The 26,990-nt window shown below is 64.5% G+C and carries 26 protein-coding genes; 21 read left to right on the top strand and 5 right to left on the bottom strand.

Going from position 1 to position 26,990, the window contains the following annotated elements:
* Positions 1-82 precede the first annotated feature (82 nt).
* Positions 83-1,381, bottom strand: a complete 1,299-nt coding sequence (locus tag AB3X98_RS38865) for a TAXI family TRAP transporter solute-binding subunit (protein WP_069267300.1) — start codon at positions 1,379-1,381, stop codon at positions 83-85.
* Positions 1,382-1,820: 439 nt separating this feature from the next.
* Positions 1,821-2,330 (bottom strand): MarR family winged helix-turn-helix transcriptional regulator, encoded by a 510-nt coding sequence (locus AB3X98_RS38860; RefSeq protein WP_368606072.1) that lies wholly within the window; start codon positions 2,328-2,330, stop codon positions 1,821-1,823.
* A gap of 121 nt (positions 2,331-2,451) precedes the next feature.
* Between AB3X98_RS38860 and AB3X98_RS38855 the strand changes: the two genes are divergently transcribed.
* From AB3X98_RS38855 to AB3X98_RS38765, 19 genes are all read left to right on the top strand, one after another.
* The gene (locus AB3X98_RS38855; protein ID WP_368610418.1) at positions 2,452-4,173 is read left to right on the top strand and encodes an AMP-binding protein; all 1,722 of its coding nucleotides are present in this window, start codon (positions 2,452-2,454) and stop codon (positions 4,171-4,173) included.
* 19 nt (positions 4,174-4,192) lie between these two features.
* Positions 4,193-5,365 carry a thiolase family protein gene (locus tag AB3X98_RS38850; protein WP_368606074.1) on the top strand — a complete coding sequence of 391 codons (1,173 nt, stop codon included), beginning with the start codon at positions 4,193-4,195 and terminating at the stop codon, positions 5,363-5,365.
* Positions 5,362-5,787, top strand: coding sequence for a Zn-ribbon domain-containing OB-fold protein (locus tag AB3X98_RS38845; RefSeq protein ID WP_368606075.1), 426 nt, complete (start codon positions 5,362-5,364; stop codon positions 5,785-5,787). Before AB3X98_RS38850 ends, AB3X98_RS38845 begins: the two co-directional genes overlap by 4 nt.
* Positions 5,784-6,539: an SDR family NAD(P)-dependent oxidoreductase gene (locus AB3X98_RS38840; protein WP_368606076.1), complete on the top strand. Its 756-nt coding sequence runs from the start codon at positions 5,784-5,786 to the stop codon at positions 6,537-6,539. Before AB3X98_RS38845 ends, AB3X98_RS38840 begins: the two co-directional genes overlap by 4 nt.
* Positions 6,540-6,593: 54 nt before the next feature.
* Positions 6,594-7,001, top strand: a complete 408-nt coding sequence (locus AB3X98_RS38835) for a cupin domain-containing protein (protein ID WP_342949968.1) — start codon at positions 6,594-6,596, stop codon at positions 6,999-7,001.
* Positions 6,991-8,124, top strand: a complete 1,134-nt coding sequence (locus AB3X98_RS38830; protein WP_342949969.1) for an Ldh family oxidoreductase — start codon at positions 6,991-6,993, stop codon at positions 8,122-8,124. Before AB3X98_RS38835 ends, AB3X98_RS38830 begins: the two co-directional genes overlap by 11 nt.
* Complete coding sequence (locus AB3X98_RS38825) at positions 8,121-8,519, top strand: RidA family protein (protein ID WP_342949970.1); 399 nt, start codon at positions 8,121-8,123, stop codon at positions 8,517-8,519. The genes AB3X98_RS38830 and AB3X98_RS38825 overlap by 4 nt, the downstream gene beginning before the upstream one ends.
* A gap of 67 nt (positions 8,520-8,586) precedes the next feature.
* Positions 8,587-9,459, top strand: coding sequence for a fumarylacetoacetate hydrolase family protein (locus tag AB3X98_RS38820; protein ID WP_368606077.1), 873 nt, complete (start codon positions 8,587-8,589; stop codon positions 9,457-9,459).
* Entirely contained in the window at positions 9,456-10,211 is a 756-nt protein-coding gene (locus AB3X98_RS38815) for an SDR family NAD(P)-dependent oxidoreductase (protein WP_368606078.1), read from the top strand. The genes AB3X98_RS38820 and AB3X98_RS38815 overlap by 4 nt, the downstream gene beginning before the upstream one ends.
* A 22-nt stretch (positions 10,212-10,233) precedes the next feature.
* Entirely contained in the window at positions 10,234-11,814 is a 1,581-nt protein-coding gene (locus tag AB3X98_RS38810; protein WP_368606079.1) for an FAD-dependent monooxygenase, read from the top strand.
* Positions 11,811-12,737 (top strand): VOC family protein, encoded by a 927-nt coding sequence (locus AB3X98_RS38805; protein ID WP_368606080.1) that lies wholly within the window; start codon positions 11,811-11,813, stop codon positions 12,735-12,737. Before AB3X98_RS38810 ends, AB3X98_RS38805 begins: the two co-directional genes overlap by 4 nt.
* Positions 12,738-12,774: 37 nt before the next feature.
* Positions 12,775-13,701: an amidohydrolase family protein gene (locus AB3X98_RS38800; RefSeq protein WP_368606081.1), complete on the top strand. Its 927-nt coding sequence runs from the start codon at positions 12,775-12,777 to the stop codon at positions 13,699-13,701.
* 52 nt (positions 13,702-13,753) lie between these two features.
* Positions 13,754-15,094, top strand: a complete 1,341-nt coding sequence (locus AB3X98_RS38795) for an MFS transporter (protein ID WP_368606082.1) — start codon at positions 13,754-13,756, stop codon at positions 15,092-15,094.
* A gap of 14 nt (positions 15,095-15,108) precedes the next feature.
* Positions 15,109-15,672, top strand: a complete 564-nt coding sequence (locus AB3X98_RS38790) for a V4R domain-containing protein (RefSeq protein WP_368606083.1) — start codon at positions 15,109-15,111, stop codon at positions 15,670-15,672.
* Positions 15,669-16,994, top strand: a complete 1,326-nt coding sequence (locus tag AB3X98_RS38785; protein WP_368606084.1) for a Rieske 2Fe-2S domain-containing protein — start codon at positions 15,669-15,671, stop codon at positions 16,992-16,994. Before AB3X98_RS38790 ends, AB3X98_RS38785 begins: the two co-directional genes overlap by 4 nt.
* Positions 16,991-17,974, top strand: a complete 984-nt coding sequence (locus tag AB3X98_RS38780) for a 2Fe-2S iron-sulfur cluster-binding protein (RefSeq protein WP_368606085.1) — start codon at positions 16,991-16,993, stop codon at positions 17,972-17,974. The genes AB3X98_RS38785 and AB3X98_RS38780 overlap by 4 nt, the downstream gene beginning before the upstream one ends.
* Before the next feature lie 17 nt (positions 17,975-17,991).
* Positions 17,992-19,329: an aromatic ring-hydroxylating dioxygenase subunit alpha gene (locus AB3X98_RS38775; protein WP_368606114.1), complete on the top strand. Its 1,338-nt coding sequence runs from the start codon at positions 17,992-17,994 to the stop codon at positions 19,327-19,329.
* Positions 19,326-19,826, top strand: coding sequence for an aromatic-ring-hydroxylating dioxygenase subunit beta (locus AB3X98_RS38770; protein ID WP_368606086.1), 501 nt, complete (start codon positions 19,326-19,328; stop codon positions 19,824-19,826). The genes AB3X98_RS38775 and AB3X98_RS38770 overlap by 4 nt, the downstream gene beginning before the upstream one ends.
* Positions 19,827-20,009: 183 nt before the next feature.
* Positions 20,010-20,777, top strand: a complete 768-nt coding sequence (locus AB3X98_RS38765; RefSeq protein ID WP_368606087.1) for an MBL fold metallo-hydrolase — start codon at positions 20,010-20,012, stop codon at positions 20,775-20,777.
* Between the two features lie 39 nt (positions 20,778-20,816).
* Here the strand turns inward: AB3X98_RS38765 and AB3X98_RS38760 are convergent, their stop codons facing one another.
* The 3 genes from AB3X98_RS38760 to speB all read right to left on the bottom strand — a co-directional run bounded on the left by AB3X98_RS38760 (position 20,817) and on the right by speB (position 24,731).
* Complete coding sequence (locus AB3X98_RS38760) at positions 20,817-22,364, bottom strand: DUF3138 family protein (RefSeq protein WP_069267292.1); 1,548 nt, start codon at positions 22,362-22,364, stop codon at positions 20,817-20,819.
* A 207-nt stretch (positions 22,365-22,571) separates the two neighbouring features.
* Positions 22,572-23,672 carry a polyamine ABC transporter substrate-binding protein gene (locus tag AB3X98_RS38755; protein WP_368606088.1) on the bottom strand — a complete coding sequence of 367 codons (1,101 nt, stop codon included), beginning with the start codon at positions 23,670-23,672 and terminating at the stop codon, positions 22,572-22,574.
* A 45-nt stretch (positions 23,673-23,717) separates the two neighbouring features.
* The gene (speB, locus tag AB3X98_RS38750) at positions 23,718-24,731 is read right to left on the bottom strand and encodes an agmatinase (RefSeq protein ID WP_368606089.1); all 1,014 of its coding nucleotides are present in this window, start codon (positions 24,729-24,731) and stop codon (positions 23,718-23,720) included.
* A 5-nt stretch (positions 24,732-24,736) separates the two neighbouring features.
* Between speB and AB3X98_RS38745 the strand changes: the two genes are divergently transcribed.
* Both AB3X98_RS38745 and AB3X98_RS38740 read left to right on the top strand, forming a co-directional pair.
* On the top strand, positions 24,737-25,753 hold the full coding sequence (locus tag AB3X98_RS38745) for a LysR substrate-binding domain-containing protein (RefSeq protein ID WP_368606090.1): 1,017 nt from the start codon (positions 24,737-24,739) through the stop codon (positions 25,751-25,753).
* Positions 25,754-25,886: 133 nt separating this feature from the next.
* Positions 25,887-26,945, top strand: a complete 1,059-nt coding sequence (locus AB3X98_RS38740) for a LacI family DNA-binding transcriptional regulator (protein ID WP_368606091.1) — start codon at positions 25,887-25,889, stop codon at positions 26,943-26,945.
* Positions 26,946-26,990 lie beyond the last annotated feature (45 nt).

Genomic DNA, 26,990 nt, shown 5'->3' with positions numbered 1-26,990 from the left:
AACGGCGATGTACGCCTGTGTGGCGTGCTTCGCCATGCGGGTCGGACCGCGGGAAGAATAAAGATAAATGGGGCGAGCGTCGCTATTCGTTCGCTCGCTGCGCAACGTGGGCTATCCGGTCCCGCACAACACCGATCGCCTGCTTGAGCGCGTAGACGTCCTGAAAATAGCGGTACGGAATGCGTATCCGGCTCGCGTTTGCGTCGATGTTTTCGATTTCTTCGCTCCATTGCGCGATCTGCGAGGGGCTCGGCTCGCTGTTGCTCCACACTTCGTCTTCGAGTGCCTTGATTTCGCGGTACCAGACGACGAGCCGTTTTTTCATCCGTGCTTCGAGCAACCGCGGCAATGCCTGAAGCAAGCCAATCAGGAGCGCCGCGAACGGCACGAGGATCAACAGCCGTCGTTCGATCACGCTCGCGAGCCAGAACGGCAGATAGCGGTACAGGAACGGCTGGCCGGATTTGAAGTAGCGGACGCTTTCGTCGGAGAGCGGGAATTCTTCCGTCTTCAGGTTAGGGAAGGTGCCGAGCGGTGTGAAGTAATCTTCGCCACCGTGAACGGAGTGAGCCGCGTCGAGCAGCAGATAGACGAGCGCCGGATGCAGCGTGTCTTTCGAGACCAGCAGCGCCGTTGCCGCGAGCAGCGTGACGTCGGTGCGCGGCAGATCATCGGCGACACTCGTCGACGCGCGTGGCAAGACGATCTTCGAAAGCGATGGGAACTTCTGAACCAGCGCGTCTGCCTGGGCGAAACTCATCAGTTTGAGATCGCTGTTCAGCAGGATCTTCTGCATCTCGGCGTCGGGCCGGCCGATGAAGAAAGCCGCGTCGATCTGACCGCTTTCGAGCCCTTGATACGCTGCCGGCGCATCCATTTGCAGCAGGGTGGAGTTCTGGCTCGTGATGCCGCTGTAGCCGAGCAATACCTGCGCGACATTGAGCAGGCCACTGCCGGGCACGCCCGTCGAAATCTTCTTGCCACGAAGCTGCGACAGCCGGTCGACCGTCGTGTCGCCGCGATAGAACACCCAGATCGGTTCGTACGACACGGCAGCGATCGTCTGCAGACCGTCGGTCTCCTTCGGGTTGGTGGTACCCGACTGGATGAAACCGACTTCATAGGCGCTGTTCGGGTCTCTCAACCGCTCATAATTCTCCACCGCGCCGGAAGAACTGCGGATATCGAGCTTGATGCCCGCACGCTTCAGGATGGGCGCATAGCGATCCGCAAAGCCACGATAGATGCCGTTGTCAGCGCCGCTGGTCATGACGATGGTGCGTTGGAACGCGGGTGCGGCCACGATCGCCACCACCCAGCCAAACGCAGCCAACAAAATGATTACGCCGACGATCAGGAAGCGCCGCCTCGCCCTGGTCATGGGTGCTGTCTGGCTGCGATGCAGTGCCGGATTGTGTCGGGGCATCGTTATGTACGCCTCCAGGATGCAACGCAGCAAGGATCGCGGTGCGTCGTGGCTCGCTCTGATCGTTATGCTGAGCTTATTGCCGTTGCCGCTCGGGGTGAGTATGCCACGGCGAGGGAATCTACCTTCGCATCGAGGACGCAGCGTTTGCGGGCAGGCTTGCCGGTGTCCCCTTGCTGTCTGGTGATCGGTAATCGCGGATCAAAGATATAGGTCGTAGTGCAAATTAATATTGGAAGCGATGGATTCGCCTTTTTACTTGACATACCTTCATGGCGTTTACTTGGCTCCGTCACATCGACCCATCGAGCCAAGGCGCGACGCCAAAGGCTGACCGGATCGATTCGCACTGAAATTTCCCGCGCGGCGCCTGAGCTGGCATCCCCTTCGCCGATCAGTCGCCGCTGTCGCTCGAAGCGTCGATCGCGTTCAACAAATGACGCAGTGCATGGCCTGCAGCGACGGACTCTTCCGGATCGAGCATCGCCGTCAGCGCGTTCAGCCGGCCGACCCGCTCGTCCAGTGCACGATCGATGCACGCCAGGCCTTCTTCCGTCAGTTCCACTTCGAGCCGCCGGCGGTCATTCGGATCGGGCAGACGGCGCACCAGGCCCTTGTCTTCCAGCCGGTCCAGCAGCACGGTCATCGTGCCGGTCGTAAGGATGGCGATGCGGCTCAGGTCCGACGGGGATGCCGTTTTCGGGTAGCGCCGACGCAGCGCCGCCAGCACCTGGAACTGGCCCGAAGTGATGCCGTGCGCCTGGGAAAGCTTGACCAACTCTCGCTCCAGCACGCCGCCCAGACGGATCACCCTGATCAGCATGTCGGCGTGTTGCAGATCCAGGTCGGGGCGCGCCGTACGCCATTCGGCGAGAAATTGGTCCACATAGTCAAGGGTAGTCATACGCGAATTTTACTTGGCTCCAAATAACTTCGCAATTGATTGCTTGACATCAAGATACTCGATGACTAGTATTCGCTCATAGTCTGACCGGGGACAACAACCGGCCGACATCAGAAAGACAATGAAATGGGCGAGACACGACATGGCTTTTGATTCCTCGTGCGGGTTTCCTGGGCAACCGGGCGATAGCGCCGCAATCTCTGGCGGCTCGGTTCGAGCGGCCTTTGACGCAACATCGGACCGCTATCCGGCGCATCCTTTTCTCCACATTCCCGCGCAAGCAACGGCGGGGTACGGGGGGCAAGCGGTGGACTGGGAATACGGCGAAGCAGCCCTTCGCGTGCAGGCGCTGGAGGCCGATTTCCGCGAAGCTGGCCTGACGCGCGGCCATCGCGTCGCCGTGATGCTCGACAACCGCGCCGAGTTCTTCCTGTGCTGGCTGGCGCTCAACGGCATCGGCGTGTCGATCGTGCCGCTCAACGCAGAGCACAGCGCTGCGGAGATGGCGCATGTGCTGCGCGACAGCGCGGCCGTGATGGTGGTCACGCTGGAAGGACGAAGGGCGGCACTGGAACCCGCACTGCACCTCGCACTGGCCGGCACCGACAGGGCATTGCCGCCGGTTTGCTGCCTCGGCGACGACGCGCCCCGGGTGCCGGTGCTGCCCGGCACGTTCGCAGCCAGCACGGACGAGTGTGCGTTGGTCTATACCTCGGGCAGCACGGGTTTGCCGAAGGGCTGCATGCTCTCGAATGCCTACATGCTGGCGTTCGGCCGCTGGTACCTGTCGCTCGGCGGCCTGTGCACGATCGAGCCCGGTGCCGAACGCCTGATCACCCCGTTGCCGCTGGTGCATATGAACGCGCTGGCCTGCTCGTCGATGGCGATGATCCTGAGCGGTGGTTGCATCATTCAGCTTGACCGTTTCCACCCCGGCACCTGGGCGCAGACCGTCGCTCAGAGCGGCGCCACCATCGTGCATTACCTCGGCGTGATGCCGGCCATCCTGCTGCAGTTCCCGCCCCAGCCCGGCGACCGCGCGCACGCAGTGAAGTTCGGCTTCGGCGCTGGCGTGCATCCGAAACACCAGGCGGCGTTCGAGGCGCGCTTCGGCTTTCCGCTGGTGGAGTCGTGGTCGATGACCGAAGTCGGCGCGGGAGCGGCGGTGGCGGCCAACGTCGAGCCGCGCCATGCCGGCAGCCGTTGCTTCGGCCGACCGTCGGGGCACATGGAATACCGGATCGTCGACGACGCAGGTGTTGACGTGCCGCCCGGTAGCTCGGGCGAACTGTGGGTGCGCGCCGCCGGTCCGGACCCCCGGGCGGGTTTCTTCTCGGGCTACGCCAACCAGCCAGAGTTGACCGAAGCCGCATGGGCTGGCGATTACTTCCATACCGGGGACATCGTGCGCGCGGGTAGCGACGGCGCCCTGCACTTCGTCGACCGCAAGAAGAGCATCATCCGGCGCAGCGGCGAGAACATCGCCTCGCTCGAAGTGGAGGCCGTGCTCAATCAGTTGCCCGTTGTGCGCAACGTCGGCGTGGGACCCGTCGAAGACGAGACGCGGGGCGAGGAAGTCATGGCGTGCGTCGAGCTTGCCGCCGGCCACGCGCCTTCGCACGAGGTGGCCCTGCAAATATTCGAGGCTGCGGCGCAGCGGCTCGCTTACTACAAGCTCCCGGGCTACATCGCGTTCGTGTCCGCGCTTCCGCTGACTGCTTCCCAGAAGCTGCAGCGTGGGGTGCTGCGCGAAATCATGCGCCGCCTGGCTGGCGAGGGCGCCGCATTCGACCTGCGCGCCCTGAAGAAACGCTCCGCCGCGCATCCGGCGGACAACGCCTGAGCGGCCGCCGGAGTCTCCCATGGCAATCCAACCCGAAGACGCGCAAGCCGTGCTGGCGGTACCCGTCACGACAGGCTACGCGCGCTACAGCACCGAGCCAGCGGACTGGTATGTCGCGCAATGCCTGCGTGAACTGTTGGCTGGCGCCGGCTTGTCGAAAGACAGTATTGACGGCCTCGCCGTCTCCAGCTTCACGCTGGCACCCGACCCTGTGGCCAGCCTGTCGCGGTCGCTCGGGCTGTCGTTGCGTTGGCTGGAATCCGTACCTTTCGGCGGCGCCAGCGGTGTGATCGCGCTGCGCCGCGCGGCACGGGCGGTGGAGGCTGGCGATGCGGAAGTCGTGGCCTGCATAGGCGCCGATGCCAACCCGCGCGGTGGTTTTGCCGGGCTGGCCAGTCGCTTCTCCTGGGCGGCCATCGACGCGGTATATCCCTACGGAGCGGCGGGTCCGAACATGCCGTTCGCGCACCTGACCCGGCGCTATATGGATGCCACCGGCGCCACGCGAGCCGACTTCGGCCGCCTTTGCGTCTCGCAGCGCGCCAATGCCAGTGCCGTCGCGCACGCGCTGTTGCGCGATCCCATTTCGCTCGAGGCGTACCTCGACGCCCGGCCAATCGCCGAGCCGCTCCACAAGCTGGATGTCGTGATGCCGTGTGCGGGTGCGGAGGGCTTTCTGGTGATGCAGCGGCGGCGGGCCCTCCATCTCGGCCTGCCGTACGCCCGTATCCGGTCGATGGTCGAGCGCCACAACGCCTACGCCGACGATGAAGCCATCTTGCGAGGCGGCTGGGCCCAGGAGTGCAGCCGGCTCTATCGCGAGGCCGGCGTCGGCTGCGGGGACATCGATGTGCTGGCGACTTACGACGACTACCCCGCGGTAGTGTTTCTGCAACTGGAAGGGCTCGGCTTTTGCCCGCCCGGCGCCGCTGCCGCTCTCATTCAGTCACACGATCTGAGTTTCCGCGGCGACTTTCCGCACAACACAAGCGGCGGCCAGCTCGGCTGCGGACAGGCCGGTGCGGCCGGCGGCTATCTGGGGCTGGTGGAAGTCTTGCGGCAGGTCACTGCGCAGGCCGGCGCCAATCAGGTACGCGCTGCCCGCATCGGGCTCGCCAGCGGCTACGGCATGGCCGTGTACGACCGCTGCCTCGCCACCGGCGCCGCGATCATCGAAGGGGTCGCGCCATGAGCCACGACGCTTCCTTTGCGCAGTGCCGCTCGCTTGCCTGGCACAGCATGGCGGAGTCCACGCCGCCGGGCGGCCTCGCACTGCCGTGCTGCGCGCAGTGCGGCCACCAGTTCTATCCGCCGCAACGCTATTGCCCGCGTTGCCTGCACGGGCACATCGACTACGTGGCCGACAACGGCGCGGCCGTCGTGCTATCGGTGACGCGCCTGCACCACACACTGGAGCCAGCCTTCGTCAGTTTGCTGCCTTTACATGTGGCGGCCGTTCGCACGGATTCCAATGTCACGCTTTTCGCGCTGGCCGACGACATGCTGGCCCCGGGCACCCGTGTGGCGGTCAGCCTGATCCGCGCAGCATGGGCGCCCGCTGGTGTGCTGCGCGTCCGCTGCGTGGCATCGCCGGAACACGGGGGGGCGGTATGAGCCATCTCCACCATGAAACCCAGCGTTTCGCGGGACGTACGGCCGTGGTGACCGGGGGTAGCGCGGGCATCGGACTGGCCGTCAGCGAGGCGCTGCTCGCGCAAGGCGCGCGCGTGATTGCCGCAGGGCTCGAGCCGTCCGCCAGTACGCATCCGCGCCTCATCTCCAGCGTCGTGGACCTGTCGACGCCCGAAGGCATTCGCACACTGGCGGCGCTCGCTCAGGCAGAGCACGCCGACATCCTCGTCAACAACGCCGGCGCGGTGCGCAACACCCTGCTCGAAGACGTAGACGATGCCGAGTTCGACCTGATGATGACGCTGCACGTGCGCTGCGCAATGAAGCTGGCGCAGGCCTGCCTGCCGCACATGAAGGCACAGCGCTTCGGCCGCATCGTCAATGTGGCGTCGCGCGCGATCGTGGGCCTGGCCGGACGCACCGCCTATGGCGCGAGCAAGGCCGCGCTGGCCGCGATGACCCGCACCTGGGCGCTGGAATCCGGGCCGTCCGGCATCACGGTCAATACGGTGTCGCCCGGGCCCATCGTCACCGGCATGCTGATTCGCGATATCCCGGAGCATGGCGAACGCGCGCGCGCCCTGGCCGCTTCACTGCCGCTCCAGCGCCTCGGCCGCCCGGACGACGTAGCACGCGCGGTGCTCTTCTTTGCCGATCCCGCAAATGGCTGGATCACGGGGCAGAACCTCTTCGTCTGTGGCGGGGGGAGCCTGGCCGCTTCTCTGGCGCTCTGAGGCCTCTTAACCTCACTTCATCCAAACCACCAGAAACAAACCGGAGACAACATCGTGAACCCGTCGAGTTCTACCTCGTCCATTCCCCCGCTAGAAGAAGTACTCCTAAATAGCGAAGACATGCCGTGGCGCCCCAAGTCCCTGCCGGGCCTCTACGAGAAAATGCTGTGGCGCGACGACGCCACCGGCGCTTCCATCGCGCTGATCCGGTTCGAGAAGGGCGTGTCGATTCCCGTGCCGCACTCGCATGCATCGAACCAGTTCATGTTCTGCCTGCAGGGTCGCTACGAATACACGGCCACGAATGTGGTGCTGATGCCGGGTAGCTTCTACTGGAATCCCAAGGGGCACATCCACGGCCCGACGCTCGCGCACGAAGACACCATCGTGGTGGAAATCTACGACGGTCCGCACTATCCGCAGCAGCCGAGCTGGTACACGGATGAGCGCGATGCCCACTGACCACAAAGGTGCCGCCATTCCCGGCATTCCCACGCCCTCGAGCCATTGCGAGACCGATCCGCGGGACCTGTGCGCGGCGGTCGGCGCGATCTTCGAGCGGCTCGGCGTAGCTGCTGCCGATGCCGCGTATGTCGCAGAGGCTCTGGTCGATGCCGACATGGAAGGCATCTCCTCGCACGGCGTCATGCTGGTCCACATGTATGCGCAGCGCCTGCGCAGCGGATCCGTGACGGCGGCGTCGCGGGCCGCTGTGGCCCATGACCACGGCGCCTGCGTGGTGCTCGACGCCGCAAACATGCTGGGCCAGCTTTCCGCGCGACAGGCGGTCGCGATCGCGAGGGAGCGGGCCGTTGAGCACGGCATCGGCGCCGTGGCGGTACGCAACGCCTTTCACTTCGGCGCGGCGGGCCGCTATGCGCGGGCCCTGGCAAGCGATGGCTGCGTTGGCATTGCGATGTCCAACACACGTCCGCTGATGCCCGCGCCGGGTGGCGCCCAGAGCGTCGTCGGCAACAACCCGCTGGCTATCGCGGTGCCCGGTGACGACGGCATGCCGGTGGAACTCGACATGGCGATGAGCGCCAGCGCGATGGGCAAGATCCGGCTGGCCGCCGCCGCCGGCCGCGCGATTCCGGCTGGCTGGGCCACCGACGCGCAAGGCCTGCCCACCACGGACGCGGCCGCCGCCATCGCCGGCATGCTGCTTCCGGCGGCCGGCCCCAAGGGCTTCGGCCTCGCCTTCATGGTCGACGTACTGTGCGGCGGCCTGTCCGGCGGCGCCACCGGCGCGGCGGTGCAACCGCTCTATGGCGACAGCGCCATTGCCTACAACTGCGCGCACTTTTTCCTCGCGATCGATGTGGCGCATTTCCGCGACGCCGGCGCGTTCGCGCGCACCGTCAGCGACGCGGCGGCCGCGGTGCGCTCGTCGCGGCGCGCGCCCGGCACGGAACGTCTTTACGCCCCCGGCGAGATCGGCTGGGCGAGGCGTGCCGAATCCGGCGGCGCCTGCCGCGTCGAGCGGCCGGTGCTGATCGAACTCGCCGCCCTGGCGCGCGCGCTCACCGCCGCGCTGCCTTCTTCGATTGCCAACCTTGTAGACGATATGGACCTGACAGCATGAAAACGCAAATTCTCACCGGCGAACTGCGCAAACCCAACGGCCACTTCTCGCAGGCCACCACCATCGAGGCCAGCGGCAAGCTGGTCTTCATCTCCGGCATGACGGCGCGCCGGCCCGACGGCTCGATCGCCGGCATCGGCGACGTCGTAACCCAGACCCGGCAAGTCTGCGAGAACCTGAGCGCCGCCGTGAAAGCCGCCGGCGGCTCGCTCGACGACATCTGTCGCGTCGATGTGTACGTACGCAACATCGAGCATTTCGACCGCATCCACGACGTGCGCCGCGAGTTTTTCAAGGCGCCACTGCCGGCTTCGACCATGGTCGAGGTCAGCAAGCTGGTCTCGCCGGAATACCTGATCGAGATCAGCGCGATCGCGGTTCTGCCGAACGCCTGAGACACGTATCGGAGTCCGAATCATGCGATTTGCAAGTTTCATCTACGAGGGCCGGGCGCGCATCGGGGTGGTCGAAGGCGACCAGGTGGCCCCATTGCCGCTGTCTATGGGCGACCTGCGCGATGTGATCACCGGTGGCCAGGATGCGCTGTGCAGTATCGCCAGCGCGTTGTGCGACGGCACGCTGGAGTGCATCGCAATCGATGGCCTGCGCCTGCTGCCGCCGCTGCAGCGTTTGCCGCGCGATGTGCTTTGTGTCGGCTGGAACTACTGGGACCATTTTCTGGAAAGCGAGGGCAAGCGTGAAGGGCAGGACGTGCCGCGTCCCGAAGCCCCGACCTTCTTCACCAAGAGTCCGCACACCGTCATTGGACCGCGCGACGACATCGCTTTCGATCCGCGCATCTCGGCCAAATGGGACTACGAGGCCGAACTCGCGCTGGTCATCGGCACCGGCGGCCGCAGCATCGCCGCGAGAGACGCCATGCGGCACGTCTGGGGCTATTGCCTCGCAAACGACATTTCTCAGCGCGACCTGCAACGCCGTCACGGCGGCCAGTGGCTGAAGGGCAAGAGCATCGACAGCAGCATGCCGTTGGGGCCCTTCCTGGTGACGGCCGACGAGATCGATCCGCGCGAAGTCCGGCTGCAATGCCTCGTCAACGGCGAGCTGCTGCAGGACGCCTCAGTGTCGCAGATGGCTTTCGATATTCCCGAGCTCATCGCCGAGTTGTCGTTCGGTATGACGCTGCACGCGGGCGACCTCGTTCTGACCGGCACGCCGGCGGGCGTGGGCAACGCACGCGAGCCGCAGGTTTTCCTGCAAGCCGGCGACGTCGTGACCGTGCGCGGTACGGGCTTGGGCGAACTGGTCAACCGGGTGGTCGAGACCGACCTGTATGGACAATCGAGTGTTACGGACATGCGGAGGCGCCCATGAAAGCCAGCTTCGATGCAAGCGGCGACGTGATCGTCATCACGGGCGGCGCGAACGGGATCGGCGCGGCGCTTGCGCGTGCCTGCGCGGGGGCGGGGGCAGCGGTGATTGTCTGCGACGTGGACGAGCACGCCGCCGCGGCGTTGCTGGCCGCCGAGCCGCGCCTGCAGTTTGTCCGGCTCGACGTCAGCGACCGCGATGCCGTGATGGCCGCCATGCAGTCCATCGAGAACGAACACGGCCACATTGACGGTCTGGTCTGCGCAGCGGCGGTGCAGCCGCGCCGGGCTGTGCATGACACGGCGCCGGCTGACTGGCAGCGCACGCTCGGCATCAATCTCGATGGCGTGGTGTGGTGCTACCAGGCTGCGATGCCCGGCATGATCCGGCGGCGGCGCGGCAGCGTGCTTGCGTTCTCGTCGGGACTGGCCCATAGCGGCTGGGCCGAGTCCGCCGCGTATGCCGCCAGCAAAGCCGCACTGGTGGCCTTCATCAAAAGTGCTGCGAAGGAGGTGGCCCGGCATCGGGTGCGGGTCAACCTGATCGCCCCCGGCGTCATCGACACGCCCCAGTACCGGCATGCCAATGCCGGGAGCGACGACGCGCACTGGGCCGCCACGCTCGGGGTAGGCCAGCCGGAGGACGTCACGGGGCCGCTGATGTTCCTGCTGTCCGATGCCGCCACCATGACCGCGTCGGTGCTCAGCCGGGACTATGCCTGGCAGGCCAGCGAACCCGCGGGGCACGAGCAATGACATTCACCGGAGAACCACAACCATGCAGCCTGTACTGATCGTTGGCGCTGGGCCGATCGGGCTGACCACGGCGCTCGGTCTTGCGTACTACGGCATTCCCTTTCTGCTGTTCGAGGAAGACGGCAGCCTGTCGCTCGACACCAAGGCGGGCACGCTGCTGACGCGCACGTTGGAGGCCTTTCGCCGCTATGGCGTCGCCGATGCCGTGCTGGAGCGTGCGCTTCGAGTCGAAGAGATCGGCGAGATCGAACGGGAGAGCAATCTCTCGCAGTCGTCTGTGCGCACGGCCGTGCTGCGCGACGAGACGCGCTACCCGTTCGTCGTCAACCTGCCGCAGCACCATCTCGAGCCGATCCTGCGCGACGCGGTGGAGCGCGTGCCGCAAGGCCGCTTGCTGATGAAGCACCGCCTGGTGTCGTTCGACTCCGGCGCCAGCGGTGTGCAAGCCATCTTCGACACGCCCGATGGCCCGCAGCGCTTCGAGGGCAGCTACCTGCTGGCGTGCGATGGCGGCCGCAGCACGGTGCGCGCGCAATGCGGTGTTCCGGTGGTCGGCACGTCGCTCGATGTGCGCTACATGCTGGTGGATCTCAAGGTCGACCTCGATGTGGCCAATCCGCGCGACTATCCCTATCTCGCGTACTTCTCGGATGCGCAGGAGTGGATGATCCTGGTGCGGCAGCCGCACTGCTGGCGCTTCCTCTATCCGCTCGCCAGGGACGCGGACGAACCCACCGACGAGGCGCTGCGCAGCAAGGTGCTGCGCTTCATCGGCAAGGTCGACAAGGTCGAGTTGCTGGGGCGGGTGAGCTACCGCGTGCACCACCGCATTGCGCGCCAGTGGCGGCGCGACCGCGTGTTCCTGATGGGCGACGCTGCGCATCTGATTACACCGATGTGGGCGCTTGGCCTCAATACCGGCGTGCTGGATGCCATCAGCCTGCCATGGCGCCTCGCGTGGGTGCTGCGCGGCTGGGCCGACAGCAGCCTGCTGGACGGCTATGAGCGCGAACAGCGCCCGGTTGCGGAGGAAGGCGCGGGCGAGATGGCGGAGGCCGCGCGTCACCACATGGCCATGCAGGACGAGGCAAAACGCACCGCGGCGCTGCAGGACTGGGGCAACGCCTATACGCGCACGCTGCTGGGCGTGCGGCTGGATATCAACGGCAGCGGCGACTGGTCGATGATCCGAACGGAGGCCGAGCCGCCGCCGCTGCAGGTAGGCGAGCGCATCCCGGATTTCCTGCTGCATGGCCCCGCCGGCCGGCCAGTTCGGGTCCACGATCTCGTCGACGGCAATTTCCTCGCGCTGTATTTCGACGACGTGCGCCGCCAGCCGCAGATCCCACACAACACGTCCCCCGCCTTGCGTCACTTCGTGGTGTCGCGCTGGGACGCCCCCCTCGACTCCGGCCTGCGCGACCGCGCCCTGCTCGATGTCGGCAACCAGTTGCGCGAGCGCCTCGGCGTGGCGGACGGCACGCTGGTGCTGATTCGCCCGGACGACCATGTCGCCGCCATCGTGCCGATCGCGCCGCAACGTGCCGAAGACCTCTATGCATCCATCGTCGGCGTGCCCGCGCCGCAAGGGAGTTCGCAATGATCCGTGGACCCAGCGTGCTCGGCCTGAACGGGTTTGGCCTGGAAGTACCGGACCTGGGCGCCGCCCGGGCCTTCTACGAGACCTTCGGCCTCGAAACCGCGACGGTGCAACCGGACGTGCTGCGCATGCGCTCGCCTGGCCGAACCAACGATGAACTGATCTTGTCGGCCGGCGCGGGCAAGCGGCTGCATCATGTGTCTTTCTACTTTGATCCGCTGCAGCGCGCGGACTTCATCGAGAAGCTGACTCAGGCCGGACTCGACGTCCTCGAGCAGGCCCCGCCCGGCGGCCACCGGGACGGGCTCTGGTTCCAGGACCCGTGGGGTACATGGATTCATCTCAGCCCACATGTTCCGGGGTCGCTCGCGGAGCCCGCCGCCGATGCCGTGCTGCGCCGGCCGGTGGACGTCGCGGCGTGGCAGGCACTCGATGGCGGGCGCGCCCCGCTCAAGATAGGCCACGTGCTGATCTTCACCCCCGACCTGGCAAGGGCGGAGCGCTTCCTGTGCGATACGCTCGGCCTGCGTGTGGCCGACAGGGCAGTCGGAAAGGTGAGCTTCCTCGCTGCGGGCGAGGGCGTGATCGACCACCACTGTTTCGGCCTGATCGCCAGTACGCACCGCGGCTTCCAGCATGCCAGCTTCCAGATGGGCGGGATCGACGACATCGGTTTCGGCGCCTGGCGCATGCGCGAGGCGGGTTACCGGGACAGCTTCGGCCCGGGACGACATGCGCTGGCGTCGAACCTGTTCCAGTATGTGCGGGATCCGTGGGGTAGCTGGGTGGAGTACTACGCCGACATGGACAAGATCAGCGACCAATGGGTGAGCCGGGACTGGACGGTCTTGCCGTACATCTGGGGGCCGACGTGGTCGCCGGAATTCTGGGGAGGGGAGATGAATGCCAACCTGGAGCCACGGTGACCCCGCGTATGGATTGTCGGAAGACGAAGGAAAACCCATGTCCTCGATCGCATTGGATGTCCATACTCACCTTGTGCCCGGCGGCAGGGCTGCATTGCCGCCATTGGACGGTGTCGTCAGGCGGACTGCCGACGGTGTGATGGTGATCGACGGCCAGCCGCTGATGGCCATGGACCTGTATCACCCCGAGCGATTGCTCGCCTGGATGGAGGCCAACGGCGTGCGGCGTGCGCTGGTATCGGTGCCGCCGCCGCTCTACCGGCAGCACCTGGACGCCGTCGCAGCCCACACCTGGGCTTGTTACGTCAACGATGGCCTGCTCGAGATCGCCACTCGCCACAGTGCAAAGCTGGGTGCCTTGCTGCATTTGCCGATGGAGCACCCGGCGGTGGCGCAGGCATTGGCCGCGTGTTATGGCGAGTCGGCTCATGCAGGATACGCGCTGGCGGCAGGAGGCGTTGACGCCGTCGATTACGGCGATCCGGCGCACCGGCCACTGTGGGAGCGGCTGGACGCGCAGGGCGCCTTCGTCTTCCTTCATCCGGCGCACTGTTGCGACGGCAGGCTCACACGGCATTACATGGAAAACTTGCTTGGTAATCCTTACGAGACCGCGGTCGCGGCGTCGCAACTGCTGATGGCGGATGTCCCGAAGCAGTACCCGCGCATCCGCTTCTGCCTCGCGCACGCTGGCGGCGCGTTCCCGGTGGTGTGCGGACGCTTGCAGCGTGGCTTCGACACCGGGCGTCCGGGAGTGCCGGCACAGATCGAGCCGCCCTTGCAGGCGGCGAGGCGCTTCTTCGCCGACTGCATCGCGCACCAGCCCGCCGGCCTGCGGCTGGCACAGGAGGTATTCGGCCGCCCTAATGTGCTGTTCGGCTCGGACTGGCCGTTTCCCATGGGCATCCCCTCGCCGGGCACCGATGACACCGTGCGCGCGTGGAGACAAGACGCCACGCCGTAACGGCCCGGCGCACACACCACAACAGGCAGAGAACGAGAATCAAGGAGACAACATGAATGTGGAACAAGGATCAGCCGCGGCCGGTATGCCGGCGGCTGCCGATGGGCGGCGGGCGATGTTGCGCAAGACCGTCATGACATCGATCGTCGGGCAGGCACTCGAATGGTACGACTTCTTTCTATATGGCACGGCCGCGGCGCTGATCTTCGGCAAGCTGTTCTTCCCGATCGGCACGGACCCGCTGGTGGGCACGCTGGCGGCCTTCGGCGGCTTCGCGGTGGGGTTCGTCGCGCGCCCGCTCGGCGGCGTGATCTGCGGTCACGTGGGCGACCGCTACGGCCGCAAGCTGGTTCTGGTGCTGACGCTGGTCGTGATGGGGCTTGCCACCGCCCTGATGGGCCTCCTGCCGACGTATCAGCAGATCGGGATCTGGGCGCCCGTGCTGCTGGTGTTGCTGCGTCTCTTGCAAGGGCTGGCTGCTGGCGGCGAATGGAGCGGCAGCATCCTGCTGATCAGTGAGAATGCGCCGCCGACGCGGCGAGGCTTCCTGTCGGCCTGGAGCCCGAGCGGGGCGACCGTCGGCTTCGTGCTGTCGGCAGTCGCCTTCTGGGCGGCGCAGAAGCTGCCTGCCGAAGACTTCATGAGCTGGGGATGGCGCGTCCCGTTCCTCGCCAGCATCGTGCTGGTGCTGGCGGGCTACTACATCCGCAGCCGGATTCCCGAAAGCGCGGAGTTCGTGGCGGCCAGGCGCAGCGGCCACGGTGTGCGCCTGCCCGTGATCGAAGTGCTGCGCCAGCAGCCGAAGGAAGTGCTGATGGTGGTGGGGCTGCGCATGGCGGAAGGCGGCGCGTCCTATATCTTCTTCGCATTCTCGCTCGCCTATGGCGCGCATCTTGGTATTCCTAACCAGGTCATGCTGGAAGGGCTGACGATCTCGATGGTGCTGGTCATGGGCACCGCACTGGCGTATGGCCACCTGTCCGACCGAATCGGCCGACGCACCGTCTATATGGCGGGCGCGATCGGCGTGATGCTGGTGGCGTTCCCGTTCTTCTGGCTGATCGATACGCGCCAGCCGTCTCTGGTGCTGCTCGCTTACGTGCTGGCCGATTCCGTGGTGCTGGCCGCCATGGTCGGTGTACAGCCGAGCTATATGGCAGAGCTGTTCCGGACGGAAGTGCGCTACTCCGGCATGGGCGTTGGCCGCGAACTGTCGTCGGTGATCGGCGGCGGCGTGGCGCCGATGGTCGCCACGGCCCTGCTGGCGAAGTATCACTCGGCGACGCCTGTCGCGCTCTATCTGATCGTGCTGGGGGGCATCACGGTGATCGCGCTCATGTTCACGCCGGAAACGCTGCCCAGTGAGGCGCGCAGGCGCCCCGGGCAGGCCTGAAGGAAGGGAGCGCGATGACAACCCCGACTTCACCCCTGGCCACGCCGATCGCACAGCGGCTCGTTTTCGATCTGGTGCGCGGAGAGGTCCGTGACCATGATCGCCGCTACCTGCTGATGCGCCCCGATGTCCTCATGGGCATGCTGCAGTTGCTGGATGACACCACGCGGGCGCAAGCGCTGTGCGCCTTCGCCGACTCTACGGCCCGGCACGGCAAGCTCAGCATTCTCGCCTATCTCGACGGCCTGCCCGGCCGCGGGGCGGGCGACGGCAATGCGCTGCTCGATCTGATCTGCGAAACGTCGCCCGCGCTTGGCTGGGGGCGGTGGGACTTCGAGCGCAGCGGCGATGGTCTGGTTCTCAATGTTTTCAACAGCCCCTTTGCCGCGGGCTACGGGTCGGCGGTCCAGCCGGTCTGCGCGCCGATCGCAGGCATGTTCCGCACCGTCGCCGCGATTGTGTTGGGGCAACCTGTGCGGGTGCAGGAAACCGCGTGCGCCGCCGTGCACCCACATGCCACTTGTCGTTTTGTCGCGCGCCCGGCACTGGCGAGCAACGAGGAAGGAGACTTGACATGACCCGCTACCGGGACGATGCCGGCGCCATCCGCGCGCTGGTGCAGGAAGACCGCGTGCACCGCGACGTCTACCTCAGCGAGGAATTGTTCCGCCTCGAGCAGGAACGCTTGTTCCAGCGCAGCTGGAATTACGTCGGCCACGAAAGCCAGGTGCCCGAACCGGGCGACTACTACACCACGGAGATCGCCGGCCAGCCTCTGATCCTGGTGCGCCAGCCGGACCGCAGCCTGCGGGTGCTGATGAACCGCTGTGCCCACAAAGGTGCGCGACTGGTTTGCCAGGTGCAAGGCAACACCGGAAAGTTCTTTCGTTGTCCGTACCATGCGTGGGCCTACAAGACCGATGGCGCCTTGCTAGCCGTGCCGCTGAAGACTGGCTATGAACACACCCGCATGCACGCCTGCGAGTCCGGAGCTGGCCTGGTGGCGCCACGCATGGCGGTGCATCGCGGCTTCGTCTTCACTTGTTTGTCGGCGGACGGCCCGGAGTTTTCGGATTACCTCGGTCCCGTGCTGACGGTGCTCGACAGCCTCGCCGACCGCTCCCCCATGGGCGAACTGCAAATTGCCGGCGGCTGCCTGCGCAGCGTGATGCGGTGCAACTGGAAGATGTACCTCGAGAACGTCAATGATTCGGTGCACCCGGTTTCCACGCACGAGTCGGTCTCGGCGACGGCCAGGTCGGTGCAGGATACGCAGCCGGCCGATGCGCCGGAGTCGATAGCCCTGCAGCAACTGCTGCCATTCGGCTCGGGCTATGACTTCTTCACGAGAACTGGCGCGCGTATCTATCCGAACGGGCACAGCGTGCTGGGGATCCACGCCAGCATCCATTCGGAATACGAGATTCCGGTGGACTACCGGCAGACGCTGGAGGCGGCCCATGGCGCGCAGCGAACAGCTGAAATTCTCGGCTTCGCGCCGCAGAACGTGGTCCTGTTTCCGTCACTCGCGCTCAAGGGATCGCCGCAGACGCTGCGTGTGATCAAGCCGCTGGGCATGGACCGTACGCTGGTCGAGGTCTGGGCGCTGGCACCCAAAGGAGCGCCGCAGGTGCTACTGGAGCGCACGCTGACCTACAACCGGCTGACGTTCTCGCCGATGTCGGTGGTGGCACATGACGACATCCATATTTTCGAGGGCGTCCAGAGATCGCTAGCCGCCCAGGGCAATCCATGGATCAGCCTGCACCGTGAGTACCGCGACGGCGAACAGCTGGAGCCGGAGCAGGAGGTGAGCGGCACTAACGAACTGCTGATGCGCAACCAGTTCCGCGCGTGGGCGACGCTGATGACGGCGGATGCGAAAGGAGCCTCGGCATGACTGGCTCCGACGCAACGATCGAACTGGTGGTCGACGAAGTGATTCCGCTGACCGGCACCATCACCGAGTTCCGTCTGCGGGATCCGGCGGGCAGGGCGCTGCCGGGGTACACCGCGGGCGCCCATCTGCGCGTGCGGGTCGCGCCTGGCGGCACCGCGGACTGGCGGCATTACTCGTTGATCAACGGCACGGTGGGCGCCACGCTGGCGCCTGAGGTCTACCGCATCGCCGTGCGGCGCGAAGACAATGGTCTGGGCGGCTCTCGCTGGATGCACACCATGCTGAAGCCTGGCAGCCGGTTGCTGACCAGCCAGCCGCGCAACGCCTTTGTGCTCGACGTGGATGCCGAAGACGCCGTGCTGATTGCCGGTGGCATCGGGGTTACGCCCATTGTGTCGATGGCGGCCGCGTTGGCGGCCGCCGGGCGGCGCTACCGCGTGCACTACAGCGCCCGCGACACCCGCCAGCTGGCATTTGCGCAGGAACTGCGCGGCATCGCCGGCGCGTACCTATCGCTTTACGCCGACGAGGGCGTACTGCCGGTGCTGGATATCGCGGCACTGTTGCAAGGCTTGCGTCCCGGCCAGCCCCTCTACGTCTGTGGCCCGGCGGGGATGATCGACGCGGTGCTGGCCCAGGCGTACGCGCGCGGGTGGGCTCGTGAGGACATTCACTTCGAGCGGTTTGCCGCGCCGCCTGCCGCGGCGTCCGACACCGGCTTTGAAGTCGAGCTGCGCCAGTCGGGTCGCACGCTCACGGTGGCGGCCGGGGAATCGATTCTTGACGCCATGCTGGAGGCGGGCCTCGACCCGCTTTACGACTGCAAGCGCGGTGAATGCGGGCTGTGCCGGACGACGGTGCTGGAAGGGGCACTCGATCACCGCGACTATTGCCTCAGTGAGTCGGAACGGCAGGCAGGCAATGTGATGCAAATCTGCGTGTCGCGCGCCGGCTGCGGGCGGCTGGTGCTCGATGCATGAAGGGGAGCGAGAACATCATGGGTCAATACCGGGACAATCCGGAAGCCCTGCGCCGGCTGGTGCAGGACGAGCAGGTCCATCGGGACGTCTATCTCGATGAGGAGGTCTTCGCGCTGGAAATGGAGCGGCTCTGGTCACGGGCGTGGGTGTACGTCGGTCACGACAGCCAGGTGCCGCAAGCCGGCGACTTCATCACGGCGGACATCGCGGGGCAGCCCGTCATCATGGTGCGGCAGCCCGATGGCACGGTGAAAGTCCTGCGCAACCGGTGCGCACACAAGGGCGCCCGGCTAGTTTCGCAGGCCAGCGGGAATGTCGGTCGCTTCTTCCGTTGCCCGTATCACGCGTGGACGTACAAGACGGATGGCGCGCTGCTGTCGATACCGCTGCGGCAAGGCTACGAGGGCACCAGCCTGGATGCCTGCCCCGCGAGCCAGGGCATGGGGGCGTTGCGGCACGTGGCGAGCTATCGCGGTTTTGTGTTTGCCCGCCTGGCTGACGACGGTCCGGCGTTCCACGCGTACTTTGGCGAGGCGCTGACGTCCATCGACAACATGGCCGATCGCGCGCCGGAGGGCGAGCTTGAAGTCGCGGGGGGCGTACTGCGCTACACCCACGACTGCAACTGGAAGATGTTCATCGAGAACCTGAACGACACCATGCACCCCATGGTGGCGCACGAGTCGTCTGCGGGCACGGCAAGACAGCTGTGGGCCGGCAAGCCGCAAGACGAGCCCCTGCCGATGGCGATCGAACAGCTGGTGCCCTTCACATCGGGCTATGCGTTCTCCGACGAGATGGGCGTGAGGGTGTTCGCCAACGGGCACAGTTACACGGGAGTCGGCACGGTGTCATTGCATGCCAATTATGTCCGCATGCCCGAATACGAGGAGCGCATGGCCGAGGTCTATGGTGTGACACGTGCCGCGGAGATCCTCGCAACGGTGCGGCACAACACCGTCTTCTATCCGAGCCTGACCATCAAGGGCGCCATTCAGGCGATCCGCGTAGTGCGGCCGGTGGCGCCCGGCAAGACGATCGTGGAATCGTGGACTTTCCGCCCCAAGGGTGCGCCGGAGGACCTGTTGCGCCGTACGCTGATGTACACGCGGCTGATCAACTCGCCGATGTCCGTAGTCGGCCACGACGACCTGCACGCCTACCGCGCGATGCAGGAAGGGTTGCGTGCGGGCGGCAATGAGTGGGTGAGCCTGCACCGCAACTTCGATGCCTCCGAAGTCGGGCAGGAGGACACCACCGCCAACGGCACGAGCGAAATCTCCATGCGCAATCAGTTCCGCGCATGGGCCCGATACATGTCACCGGAAATCCAGTCAGGAGATAAAACAAAATGAGCCAGCCCCAACTCACGACGCCGCCCGCGCGGGATGACCTGATCGCCTTCGTCTATGAAGAAGCACGGCTGATCGACGACAAACGCTTCGACGATTGGCTCGCGCTCTTCGCGGACGACGGCTGCTACTGGATTCCGCTCGTGCCGGGCCAGCAGGATGGCATTAACCACGCGTCGCTGATGTACGAAGACCGCCTGCTGCTTCAACTGCGCATCGAGCGCATGCGCAGCCCGCGTGCTTTCTCCCTGCAGCCGGAAAGCCGTTGCCTGCACGTGCTGCAGTGTCCGGAAGTGGTGGCGCAGGACCACGAGAGCGGTACGTACCTCACGCGCACCCGCTACATCTACGTGGAGACGCGGGGCGAGGAACAGCAGGTTTATGCCTGTACGGCCGAGCACACCCTTGTGCTGCGCGACGGCATGCTGAAGGTGCGGCAGAAACGGGTCAACCTGCTGAACTGCGACGCCGCATTGCCCTCGGTCCAGCTTTTTATGTAGAGCTACCGGCGGCGCGCCGCTGAATACCCAGTCTGCTTCTGTCGCGGTAAACGCAAGAGTCGGTCAGTTCAAATACGATACGTATTCCTTCTTCAGCCAGTTAAATCATGGCGGAATCGATATTGTGTCACCCGTTGCCTCGTGCGAGAATTATGTAATCCAGATTAATTTCGATCGACCGTGATGCTAAAAATCGCTGCCAAATGGTTCGAGTGCAAGCAGTTAGACGACGACGTCTATCTGTTCTGGGAGCCACATGTGATTCCCTTGTTCCGGTGCAACATCTGGTACGTGCGTGGCCGTGATCGCGATCTGATTATCGATTCTGGAATGGGTTTTTCGAGCCTCAAGGAGGCCGGCAAGCACCTGTTTGGCAAACGCACGGCAGCAATCGCGACGCACGCGCATCTCGATCACGTGGGCAATCTTCACGAGTTCGACGAATGCATGGTCCATCGGCTCGAGGCGCCGGGGCTGCGTAATCCGCAATGGTCATATACGCTCGCGGACGACCGCTTCAATCCCGAGTACTTCAAGAGTGCATTTGCCGATTTCCCTTACGAGGGCTCCGTGGTGGATGCGTTGCCGCACGCGGGATATGAGCTCGCGAGCTGGCACATCAAGCCAGCTAATGTGACACGCGAACTCGTCGACGGCGACATCATCGATACCGGCGACCGGCATTTCGAGGTGCTGCATCTGCCGGGGCATTCACCGGGCAGCATCGGCCTTTGGGAAGCGCGTACACAAACGCTATTTTCGGGGGATGCGATCTATGATGGCCCGTTGATCGACGACCTTCATCACTCGTCGGTGCCGGATTACGTGAAGACCATGCAGCGTCTCGCGCGTTTGCCAGTCAAGGTCGTCCACGGCGGCCATGACGCGAGCTTCAGCAGGGAGCGGCTCCTCGAACTCGTTGGTACGTATCTCAAGCGCATCGGTGCGTGAGCGGGGGGCGCCGCATGCCGGCGCTCGCTTCGATGCCGCTCAGAAGGCGTAAATGAACTGCATGGCGAACAAGTCATTCGCCTTGGCATACGATCCATCATTGCGGAGGAAGACCCGGTTGTTTGCCCAATCGTGCCGATACTCGACCTTCACCGTAATCTGCTGCGTCGGATAGAAGAGCAGATTCAGCGCAACGTCCTGACGAACCGCCCCCTTGCATTCGAATCCGAGGCCGCCGTTTGCCTTCGAGTTTGCCAGGCAGTCCGCGCCAATGCCAAAGCCGTTGTAAGGGTCCATGCCGTTACCGTTCAGGAATATGCCCCCACCCCCACCACCGTTCTGGCTATTGACGAGGAAGTCGTAGCGCGCGGTGGCGCCCATGCGGCCAACGACCGGCATCGAGAACTTGCGGTGTGCCAGCAATGACAAGCCATACCACTGTGCATTGCCGCCATTGAACGCGGCGCGTTGCTGCGTGCCATAGTCGGCCTCGGCATTGAACTGCGCATCGGCAAGCGTGTAAGTGGCGTCGAGCTCGCCGAATATGAAGTATCCGCCCGAACTCGATGCCTGGCCGCCCGCTCCATAAACGGTGCGGCCTGTCACCGGATCGTGGGCGCTCGGCAACGTCTGCCGCCCGATGGTGAACGAGCCACCGGTGTCGAGCGCCGTGGACCACGTATAGTCCGCTCGCGCGGCGAAGCTCGGCACGCGGTTGCTTGTCGTGACAGGGTCGCCAAGCGCATTCTGTCCTGTCTGCGTGACGGCGCCGTAGGTCCGGGCCTGTTCATTGCCGAGCATGAACTTCCAGGACCAGTTGCTGGCTTGGGGCGTGTAATTGAGGCCGACGCCGACGTAGGCTGCCGGGTCCGAGAAGTCATAGAGCAGGTTATGGGTCAGAGTCAGCGTTTGCGTGGACAGCTGATATTCATATCCGCCGAACGCGCTCATCAGTCCGGCAAGGAAGGTCGTCGTGCCCGACAACGGCACGGTGACGAATGCCGTGTTGAGAATGTTGTTGCCAATGTTGCCATGCTCGTTTGCCAGCAGCGAAATGCCATTGCCCCGATTGGGCATCAGCGAGAATTCGGCCGATGGCGCCATGGGGCCGACACCGAACGTCTTCTTGATGTTGAGGTAGACGTCGCCGATCGTGCCGTTGAAGTACGTATAGGATGACTCGTGATTCGCGAAGAGAAACGACGAGGTCCTGGCGGCCCGGTTATAGACGTACGCTGGATCGATATATCCGGTCACCGAAAGTCCGGCAAGCGGTCCCGAGGTGGCGGCATCGGAGAGCGAGTCGACTTTCAGCTGCTGGCTCGCGAGCTGCTGCTTCATGTCGGCGACGTCGTCGTTGGTGAGCCTTGCAGGCGCGTTTCCGTAGCCGGATGCCGACGCATCGACGATTTGTGGCGCGTTGGCAGCGGGCGGTTTTGCGGCGAGTTCGGCCTTCAGCGACTCCACCTCCTTCTGCAGCGCCTTGAGTTCTTGCTGCAGTCCTTCGATCCGCGCGGAGATCGGATCGGCTGTCGCGAGACACGGGACGGTGCCGCTCACGAACAGGCAGATCAGTTTCCATCGCATGGAAAGTCTCCTTACTGTGTGGCCTTTTAAAGGGCAAAGCGAGTCCCTATCCGGGCCCAAATCGGTTGGCGTCCGGGGGGGAGTGGTGCAGCCGCCCGCCAAGGCTTGCCGGCGAAGCGGCAAGCCATTAGTCAGTTCGCGACGGTGTCGTCGGGGGGCTGAAGTGCTGTTATGGCGGCGTGCCGCCGCCGTGTCACAGGCGCGACCTTAGCGGCCGTCCTTCAGCTGCGACCAAAGACGCGTTTCCAGACGCTTGATTGCCGCGGGCAGCGGCTGTTGCATGAACAGCGTTGCAAGGACCTCGGGCTTTGGATAAACCATCGGGTCGTCGAGCAGCTCGGGTTTAACGAACTTCGAAGCGGCGCTGTCGGCGTTGGGGTAGTAAATCGTGTTGGTTATCGCTGCGTGAACTTCAGGCCGCTCGATGTAGTTGATCCACTTGAGCGCCGCGTCCGGATGAGGCGCGTCCTTCGGGATCGCCATCATCTGGAACGAGACCGGTGCACCGCTCTTCGGTATGACGTACGCCAGCACGATATCTTTGTGTGCCTCGCGCACGCGGCTCGCAGCCATCTTGACGTCGCCCGACCAACTCACCCCGAAGCAGATGTCCCCGCCGGCGAGATCATTGATCCATGAATAAAGGGCGAATTGCGTCACATAAGGGCGAATGCTCTTCAGCAATTCATAGGCGGCCTGATAATCAGCCGGATTGTGACTGTTCGGATCCTTGCCGAGATAGTGCAGGGCGATGGAAAACATGTCGGTCGGCGAGTCGAGCAGCGAGACGCCGCAGCTCTTCAACTTGCTCAGGTATTCCGGCTTGAAGAGGACGTCCCAGTTGTCGAGCGCGACGGAGGGCCCGAGTGCCTTGCGCGCCTGGCTGACGTTGTACGCGAGACCGGTCGTGCCCCATGCCCAGGGCACGCCGTATTGATGACCCGGGTCGGCCGCGTCGGTCAGCTTCAACAGTTGCGGATCCAGGTTGGCAAGGTTCGGCAGCCTGGACTTGTCCAGCTTCAGGTAGATCCCCGCGGCCGCTTGCGCGCCGAGGTAGCTCGACGAAGGCACGACGATGTCGTAGCCAGACGAACCGGTAAGCAGCTTCGCCTGCAACGTATCGTCGCTATCGAACACGTCGTAGCGGACGTGGATGCCGGTCTCCTTCTCGAAGTTTGGTACGGTATCCTTAGCGATAAAATCGTCCCAGTTATAGACGTTGAGTGTGTTCTCGTCTGCGAGCGCTGTCGTCGCGAATGCACAACAGGTGAGCAAGGCGAGCGCTATCCGTAACTTCGGTGCTGGCATGATGTCTCCGATAGGGTCTATGGTCGTTATAGTGAGTTGGCGCGTTCAGGGGTGGGGTTGCTTGCGCATGAGGAACAGAATGTCGGCCGCGAGATGCGCGGCCGCGAGCGCGGTGACATCGCTCTGATCGTAGGACGGCGCCACTTCCACGACGTCGGCGCCGACAAGCTGAATCCCGTCCAGCTCGCGCACGATCTCCAGTGCCTGCGCCGAGGAGAGTCCGCCCGCGACGGGCGTGCCGGTGCCCGGGGCGAAGGCAGGATCGAGACAGTCGATATCGAAGGTCAGATACACGGGGGCATCGCCTACCACCTCGAAAATCCGGTCGACCACAGCTGCTGTGCCGTGACGATGCACCCAGGGGGCATCGAGTACGCGTACACCCATGAAGTCGCTGTTCCAGGTCCGGATGCCGACCTGAACCGACCGCGCCGGATCGATCAGGCCTTCGCGGATCGCCTTGTAGAACATCGTGCCGTGATTGAGCGAATCCGCGTGCTCGTCGGGCCATGTATCGCAATGCGCGTCGAAATGAATCAGCCCGAGGGGGCGGCCGAAACGTTCGACGTGTGCGATCAACAGAGGGTATGTGATGTAGTGGTCGCCGCCCAGCGTCAGCATCTTGGCCCCTGAGGCGAGGATAGTGCGGGCGTGGGCCGCAATGGCATCGCGGATCGTCCACGGCCGATGCGCATCGAACCAGCAGTCGCCATAGTCGATCACGTTCAGTGCGTCGAGCGGCGCAAGGCCCCATGGATAAATGCCCAACTCCGCCAGTTGTACCGAGGCCGCACGCACGGCAGCGGGGCCGAGGCGCGCGCCGGGGCGGTAGGTGGTTGCAAGGTCGAGCGGCACACCGGAAATGGCAACGTCGACGCCGATGAGATCACGGCTATAGGGGCGACGCAAGAATGACAGCGGTCCGGCGTAGGTCGGCGAAGCGGGGTCTTGCTGCTGCGGGGAACGATTGGTTGCTTGCGCGGAGTCGGTGGCGAATGGGTCTTTTTGCAAGGCGGAGGTCATGATCTCGGTATGTAAGGTGCCAGTAAATCGATTCATACGACTTGTCGTCTTTTCAGACGGAATTCCATAAACGCTATGATTCGCCGGACACAATTGATATAAAAGCGAAGGATTTTTCTGGAACTATCGATTTCGTTCATACCTCGATGCGAAGACTTCCACCTCTCCAGGCATTGCTGGCCTTCGATTCGGCGGCCCGACTGGGCTCGTTCACACGTGCGGCTCAGGAGCTGTCGCTGACCCAGTCCGCGATTAGCCATCAGATCCTCCAACTCGAGGAATGGACCGGGCAATCTCTCTTTTTGCGTGTGGGCCGGGGCGTCGTGTTGACCGCGGCCGGCAAGCTGTTTGCGCAGACAGTGGCCGGCGCGCTCGCGCTGCTGAGCGACGGCCGCGAGAGGATCGAGCCGTATGGCAACCCCGATTCGCTGCTGCTCTATTGCCCGCCGGAATTTGCCTCGGGCTGGCTGATTCCGCGCATGGACGAACTGACGGCCGCGATGCCGAACGTCGAGATCTGGCTGGTGACCGATATGGAGGTCACCGAGATCGACCGCGTCGACATCGATCTCGTGATATCGGCCAAGCCGATCAAGTCGCCGGATGTCGAATGCCTGCTGCTGATGGAGCAAGAAAAAGTGGCGATCTGCGGACCCGAGACTGCGAGCCGGCTGTATCACGCGCCGTTTCCCGAGGTGCTGGCGCGTGCACCGCTGCTCGTGCACGAACAATCACAGGAATGGGCACCCTGGTTGCCCGAACTGCGGCGCAGCGGTCTGCAAACCCGGCGCGTCATGACGAGTGCCGATCCGCATTTGCTCGTGGCGGCTGCGCAGCGGGAGGCCGGCATTGCCATGGTCTCGCAGCTGTTCGCGAGCGAAGCGCTGGCGCAACAGCGCGTATGCCGACTGCCACAGGTGCCAGGGGTTGCAATGCCGCCTCTGTGGCTCATGAAATCGAAGCTGCCCGCGCGCTCGACGGCGGTCGAGCCCGCCTTCCGATGGATTGCATCGGCATGCGGTGCCTGCGTCGATGATGCGTCCACGCCGATGCAGTGATTTCACAACACATCAAGCACCGCGGCGCGCGAGATCAACAGGTCGATGCACGTTTTCCGCGTTCAGCTTGACCATCGGAAAATCTGTGGTATCGTTCCCAAATCAAAATCGATAAGCGAACAGGAGACCAGCGATGGAGTCCCTCAACGGACGCAGGCCGACCGTCATCGACGTAGCGAAGCGTGCAGGGGTCTCCAAAAGTACTGCGGCACGGGTGCTGTCGGACGCGCCTAACATTTCCGATTCGGCGAGAGAGCAGGTGCTGCTGGCCGCGAAAGCGCTGGGCTACACACGTAATGAACTGGCGGTCAGCATGCGTTCGGGCCGCAGCGGCATGCTGGGGCTTGTCTTGCCGGACATCGCGAATCCGTTTTGGGGCGAGGTTGCGCGGGGTGCACAGGATCGGGCCGCGGATGCAGGGGTTTCCATCCTGATTTTTTCGTCCAACTGGAGCGCGGAAAAGGAAAGGATGCATTTGAGCACCATGATGCAGGCGCGTGTCGATGGCGCGATCATTAATCCGGTCGCCGACCAACTCGGCGATCTCGAGCGTTTTGGATTGCCTTGCATCATGATTGGATCGAGCGCGGAGCGGTTTCCCGACAGTGCTTCGATTGGCTCGGACATTGCACAAGGCGTGGCTCTGGGCATGGATTACCTGCGTTCCAAAGGCCATCTTCGGCCCGCCCTCATCGTCGGACAGCGCACGCGCCTTGCCCGTGCGCGGTTTTTGCGCGCGGTACACGAACATTGCATCAAGCATGACATCGATCCCGTCACCCTGCCCGTGGAAGACGCCGACTACACGACGGAAGGCGGCGCACTCGCTATGCGACGTTTGCTGGAGCGGCATGAGGGCGGACATCTATGTGTGTTCGCCGCGAACGACCTCATGGCGCTCGGGGCGATGGGCGCCGTTCGAGAAACGGGTTTGCATTGTCCACAAGATGTGTCGATTCTTGGCTTCGACGGCATTCAAGCGGGCGCATTCGCGTGGCCAGGACTCACAACGATAGAAAAGCCCGCTCGTCAGATCGGCGCCGAGGCCGTCGCGCAACTCCTCAAACGCGATGTCGAGGCAGCCCAAGGCTCGCGGATTTATCTGCCATGCACGTTAACTGAACGTGGATCGATCGCCGATCTGCGTCGCAAATTGATGCGCGACTCCGTGGCATCAGGGGAGAGGCGCTAAGTCGCGACGACATCGATATATTTTTTCTGCAGAATGGGAACGTTC

The organism is Paraburkholderia sp. BR14312, assembly GCF_040948675.1.
In the GTDB taxonomy this organism is placed as follows: domain Bacteria; phylum Pseudomonadota; class Gammaproteobacteria; order Burkholderiales; family Burkholderiaceae; genus Paraburkholderia; species Paraburkholderia nodosa_A.
This window is presented reverse-complemented; position numbering and strand designations above follow the sequence as displayed.

Coding starts and splice junctions, on each gene's coding strand:
- AB3X98_RS38865 (WP_069267300.1), bottom strand. CDS start 1,381: ATGACCAGGGCGAGGCGGCGCTTCCTGATCGTCGGCGTAATCATTTTG.
- AB3X98_RS38860 (WP_368606072.1), bottom strand. CDS start 2,330: ATGACTACCCTTGACTATGTGGACCAATTTCTCGCCGAATGGCGTACG.
- AB3X98_RS38855 (WP_368610418.1), top strand. CDS start 2,452: ATGAAATGGGCGAGACACGACATGGCTTTTGATTCCTCGTGCGGGTTT.
- AB3X98_RS38850 (WP_368606074.1), top strand. CDS start 4,193: ATGGCAATCCAACCCGAAGACGCGCAAGCCGTGCTGGCGGTACCCGTC.
- AB3X98_RS38845 (WP_368606075.1), top strand. CDS start 5,362: ATGAGCCACGACGCTTCCTTTGCGCAGTGCCGCTCGCTTGCCTGGCAC.
- AB3X98_RS38840 (WP_368606076.1), top strand. CDS start 5,784: ATGAGCCATCTCCACCATGAAACCCAGCGTTTCGCGGGACGTACGGCC.
- AB3X98_RS38830 (WP_342949969.1), top strand. CDS start 6,991: ATGCCCACTGACCACAAAGGTGCCGCCATTCCCGGCATTCCCACGCCC.
- AB3X98_RS38825 (WP_342949970.1), top strand. CDS start 8,121: ATGAAAACGCAAATTCTCACCGGCGAACTGCGCAAACCCAACGGCCAC.
- AB3X98_RS38815 (WP_368606078.1), top strand. CDS start 9,456: ATGAAAGCCAGCTTCGATGCAAGCGGCGACGTGATCGTCATCACGGGC.
- AB3X98_RS38810 (WP_368606079.1), top strand. CDS start 10,234: ATGCAGCCTGTACTGATCGTTGGCGCTGGGCCGATCGGGCTGACCACG.
- AB3X98_RS38805 (WP_368606080.1), top strand. CDS start 11,811: ATGATCCGTGGACCCAGCGTGCTCGGCCTGAACGGGTTTGGCCTGGAA.
- AB3X98_RS38800 (WP_368606081.1), top strand. CDS start 12,775: ATGTCCTCGATCGCATTGGATGTCCATACTCACCTTGTGCCCGGCGGC.
- AB3X98_RS38795 (WP_368606082.1), top strand. CDS start 13,754: ATGAATGTGGAACAAGGATCAGCCGCGGCCGGTATGCCGGCGGCTGCC.
- AB3X98_RS38790 (WP_368606083.1), top strand. CDS start 15,109: ATGACAACCCCGACTTCACCCCTGGCCACGCCGATCGCACAGCGGCTC.
- AB3X98_RS38785 (WP_368606084.1), top strand. CDS start 15,669: ATGACCCGCTACCGGGACGATGCCGGCGCCATCCGCGCGCTGGTGCAG.
- AB3X98_RS38780 (WP_368606085.1), top strand. CDS start 16,991: ATGACTGGCTCCGACGCAACGATCGAACTGGTGGTCGACGAAGTGATT.
- AB3X98_RS38775 (WP_368606114.1), top strand. CDS start 17,992: ATGGGTCAATACCGGGACAATCCGGAAGCCCTGCGCCGGCTGGTGCAG.
- AB3X98_RS38770 (WP_368606086.1), top strand. CDS start 19,326: ATGAGCCAGCCCCAACTCACGACGCCGCCCGCGCGGGATGACCTGATC.
- AB3X98_RS38765 (WP_368606087.1), top strand. CDS start 20,010: ATGCTAAAAATCGCTGCCAAATGGTTCGAGTGCAAGCAGTTAGACGAC.
- AB3X98_RS38760 (WP_069267292.1), bottom strand. CDS start 22,364: ATGCGATGGAAACTGATCTGCCTGTTCGTGAGCGGCACCGTCCCGTGT.
- AB3X98_RS38755 (WP_368606088.1), bottom strand. CDS start 23,672: ATGCCAGCACCGAAGTTACGGATAGCGCTCGCCTTGCTCACCTGTTGT.
- speB (WP_368606089.1), bottom strand. CDS start 24,731: ATGAATCGATTTACTGGCACCTTACATACCGAGATCATGACCTCCGCC.
- AB3X98_RS38740 (WP_368606091.1), top strand. CDS start 25,887: ATGGAGTCCCTCAACGGACGCAGGCCGACCGTCATCGACGTAGCGAAG.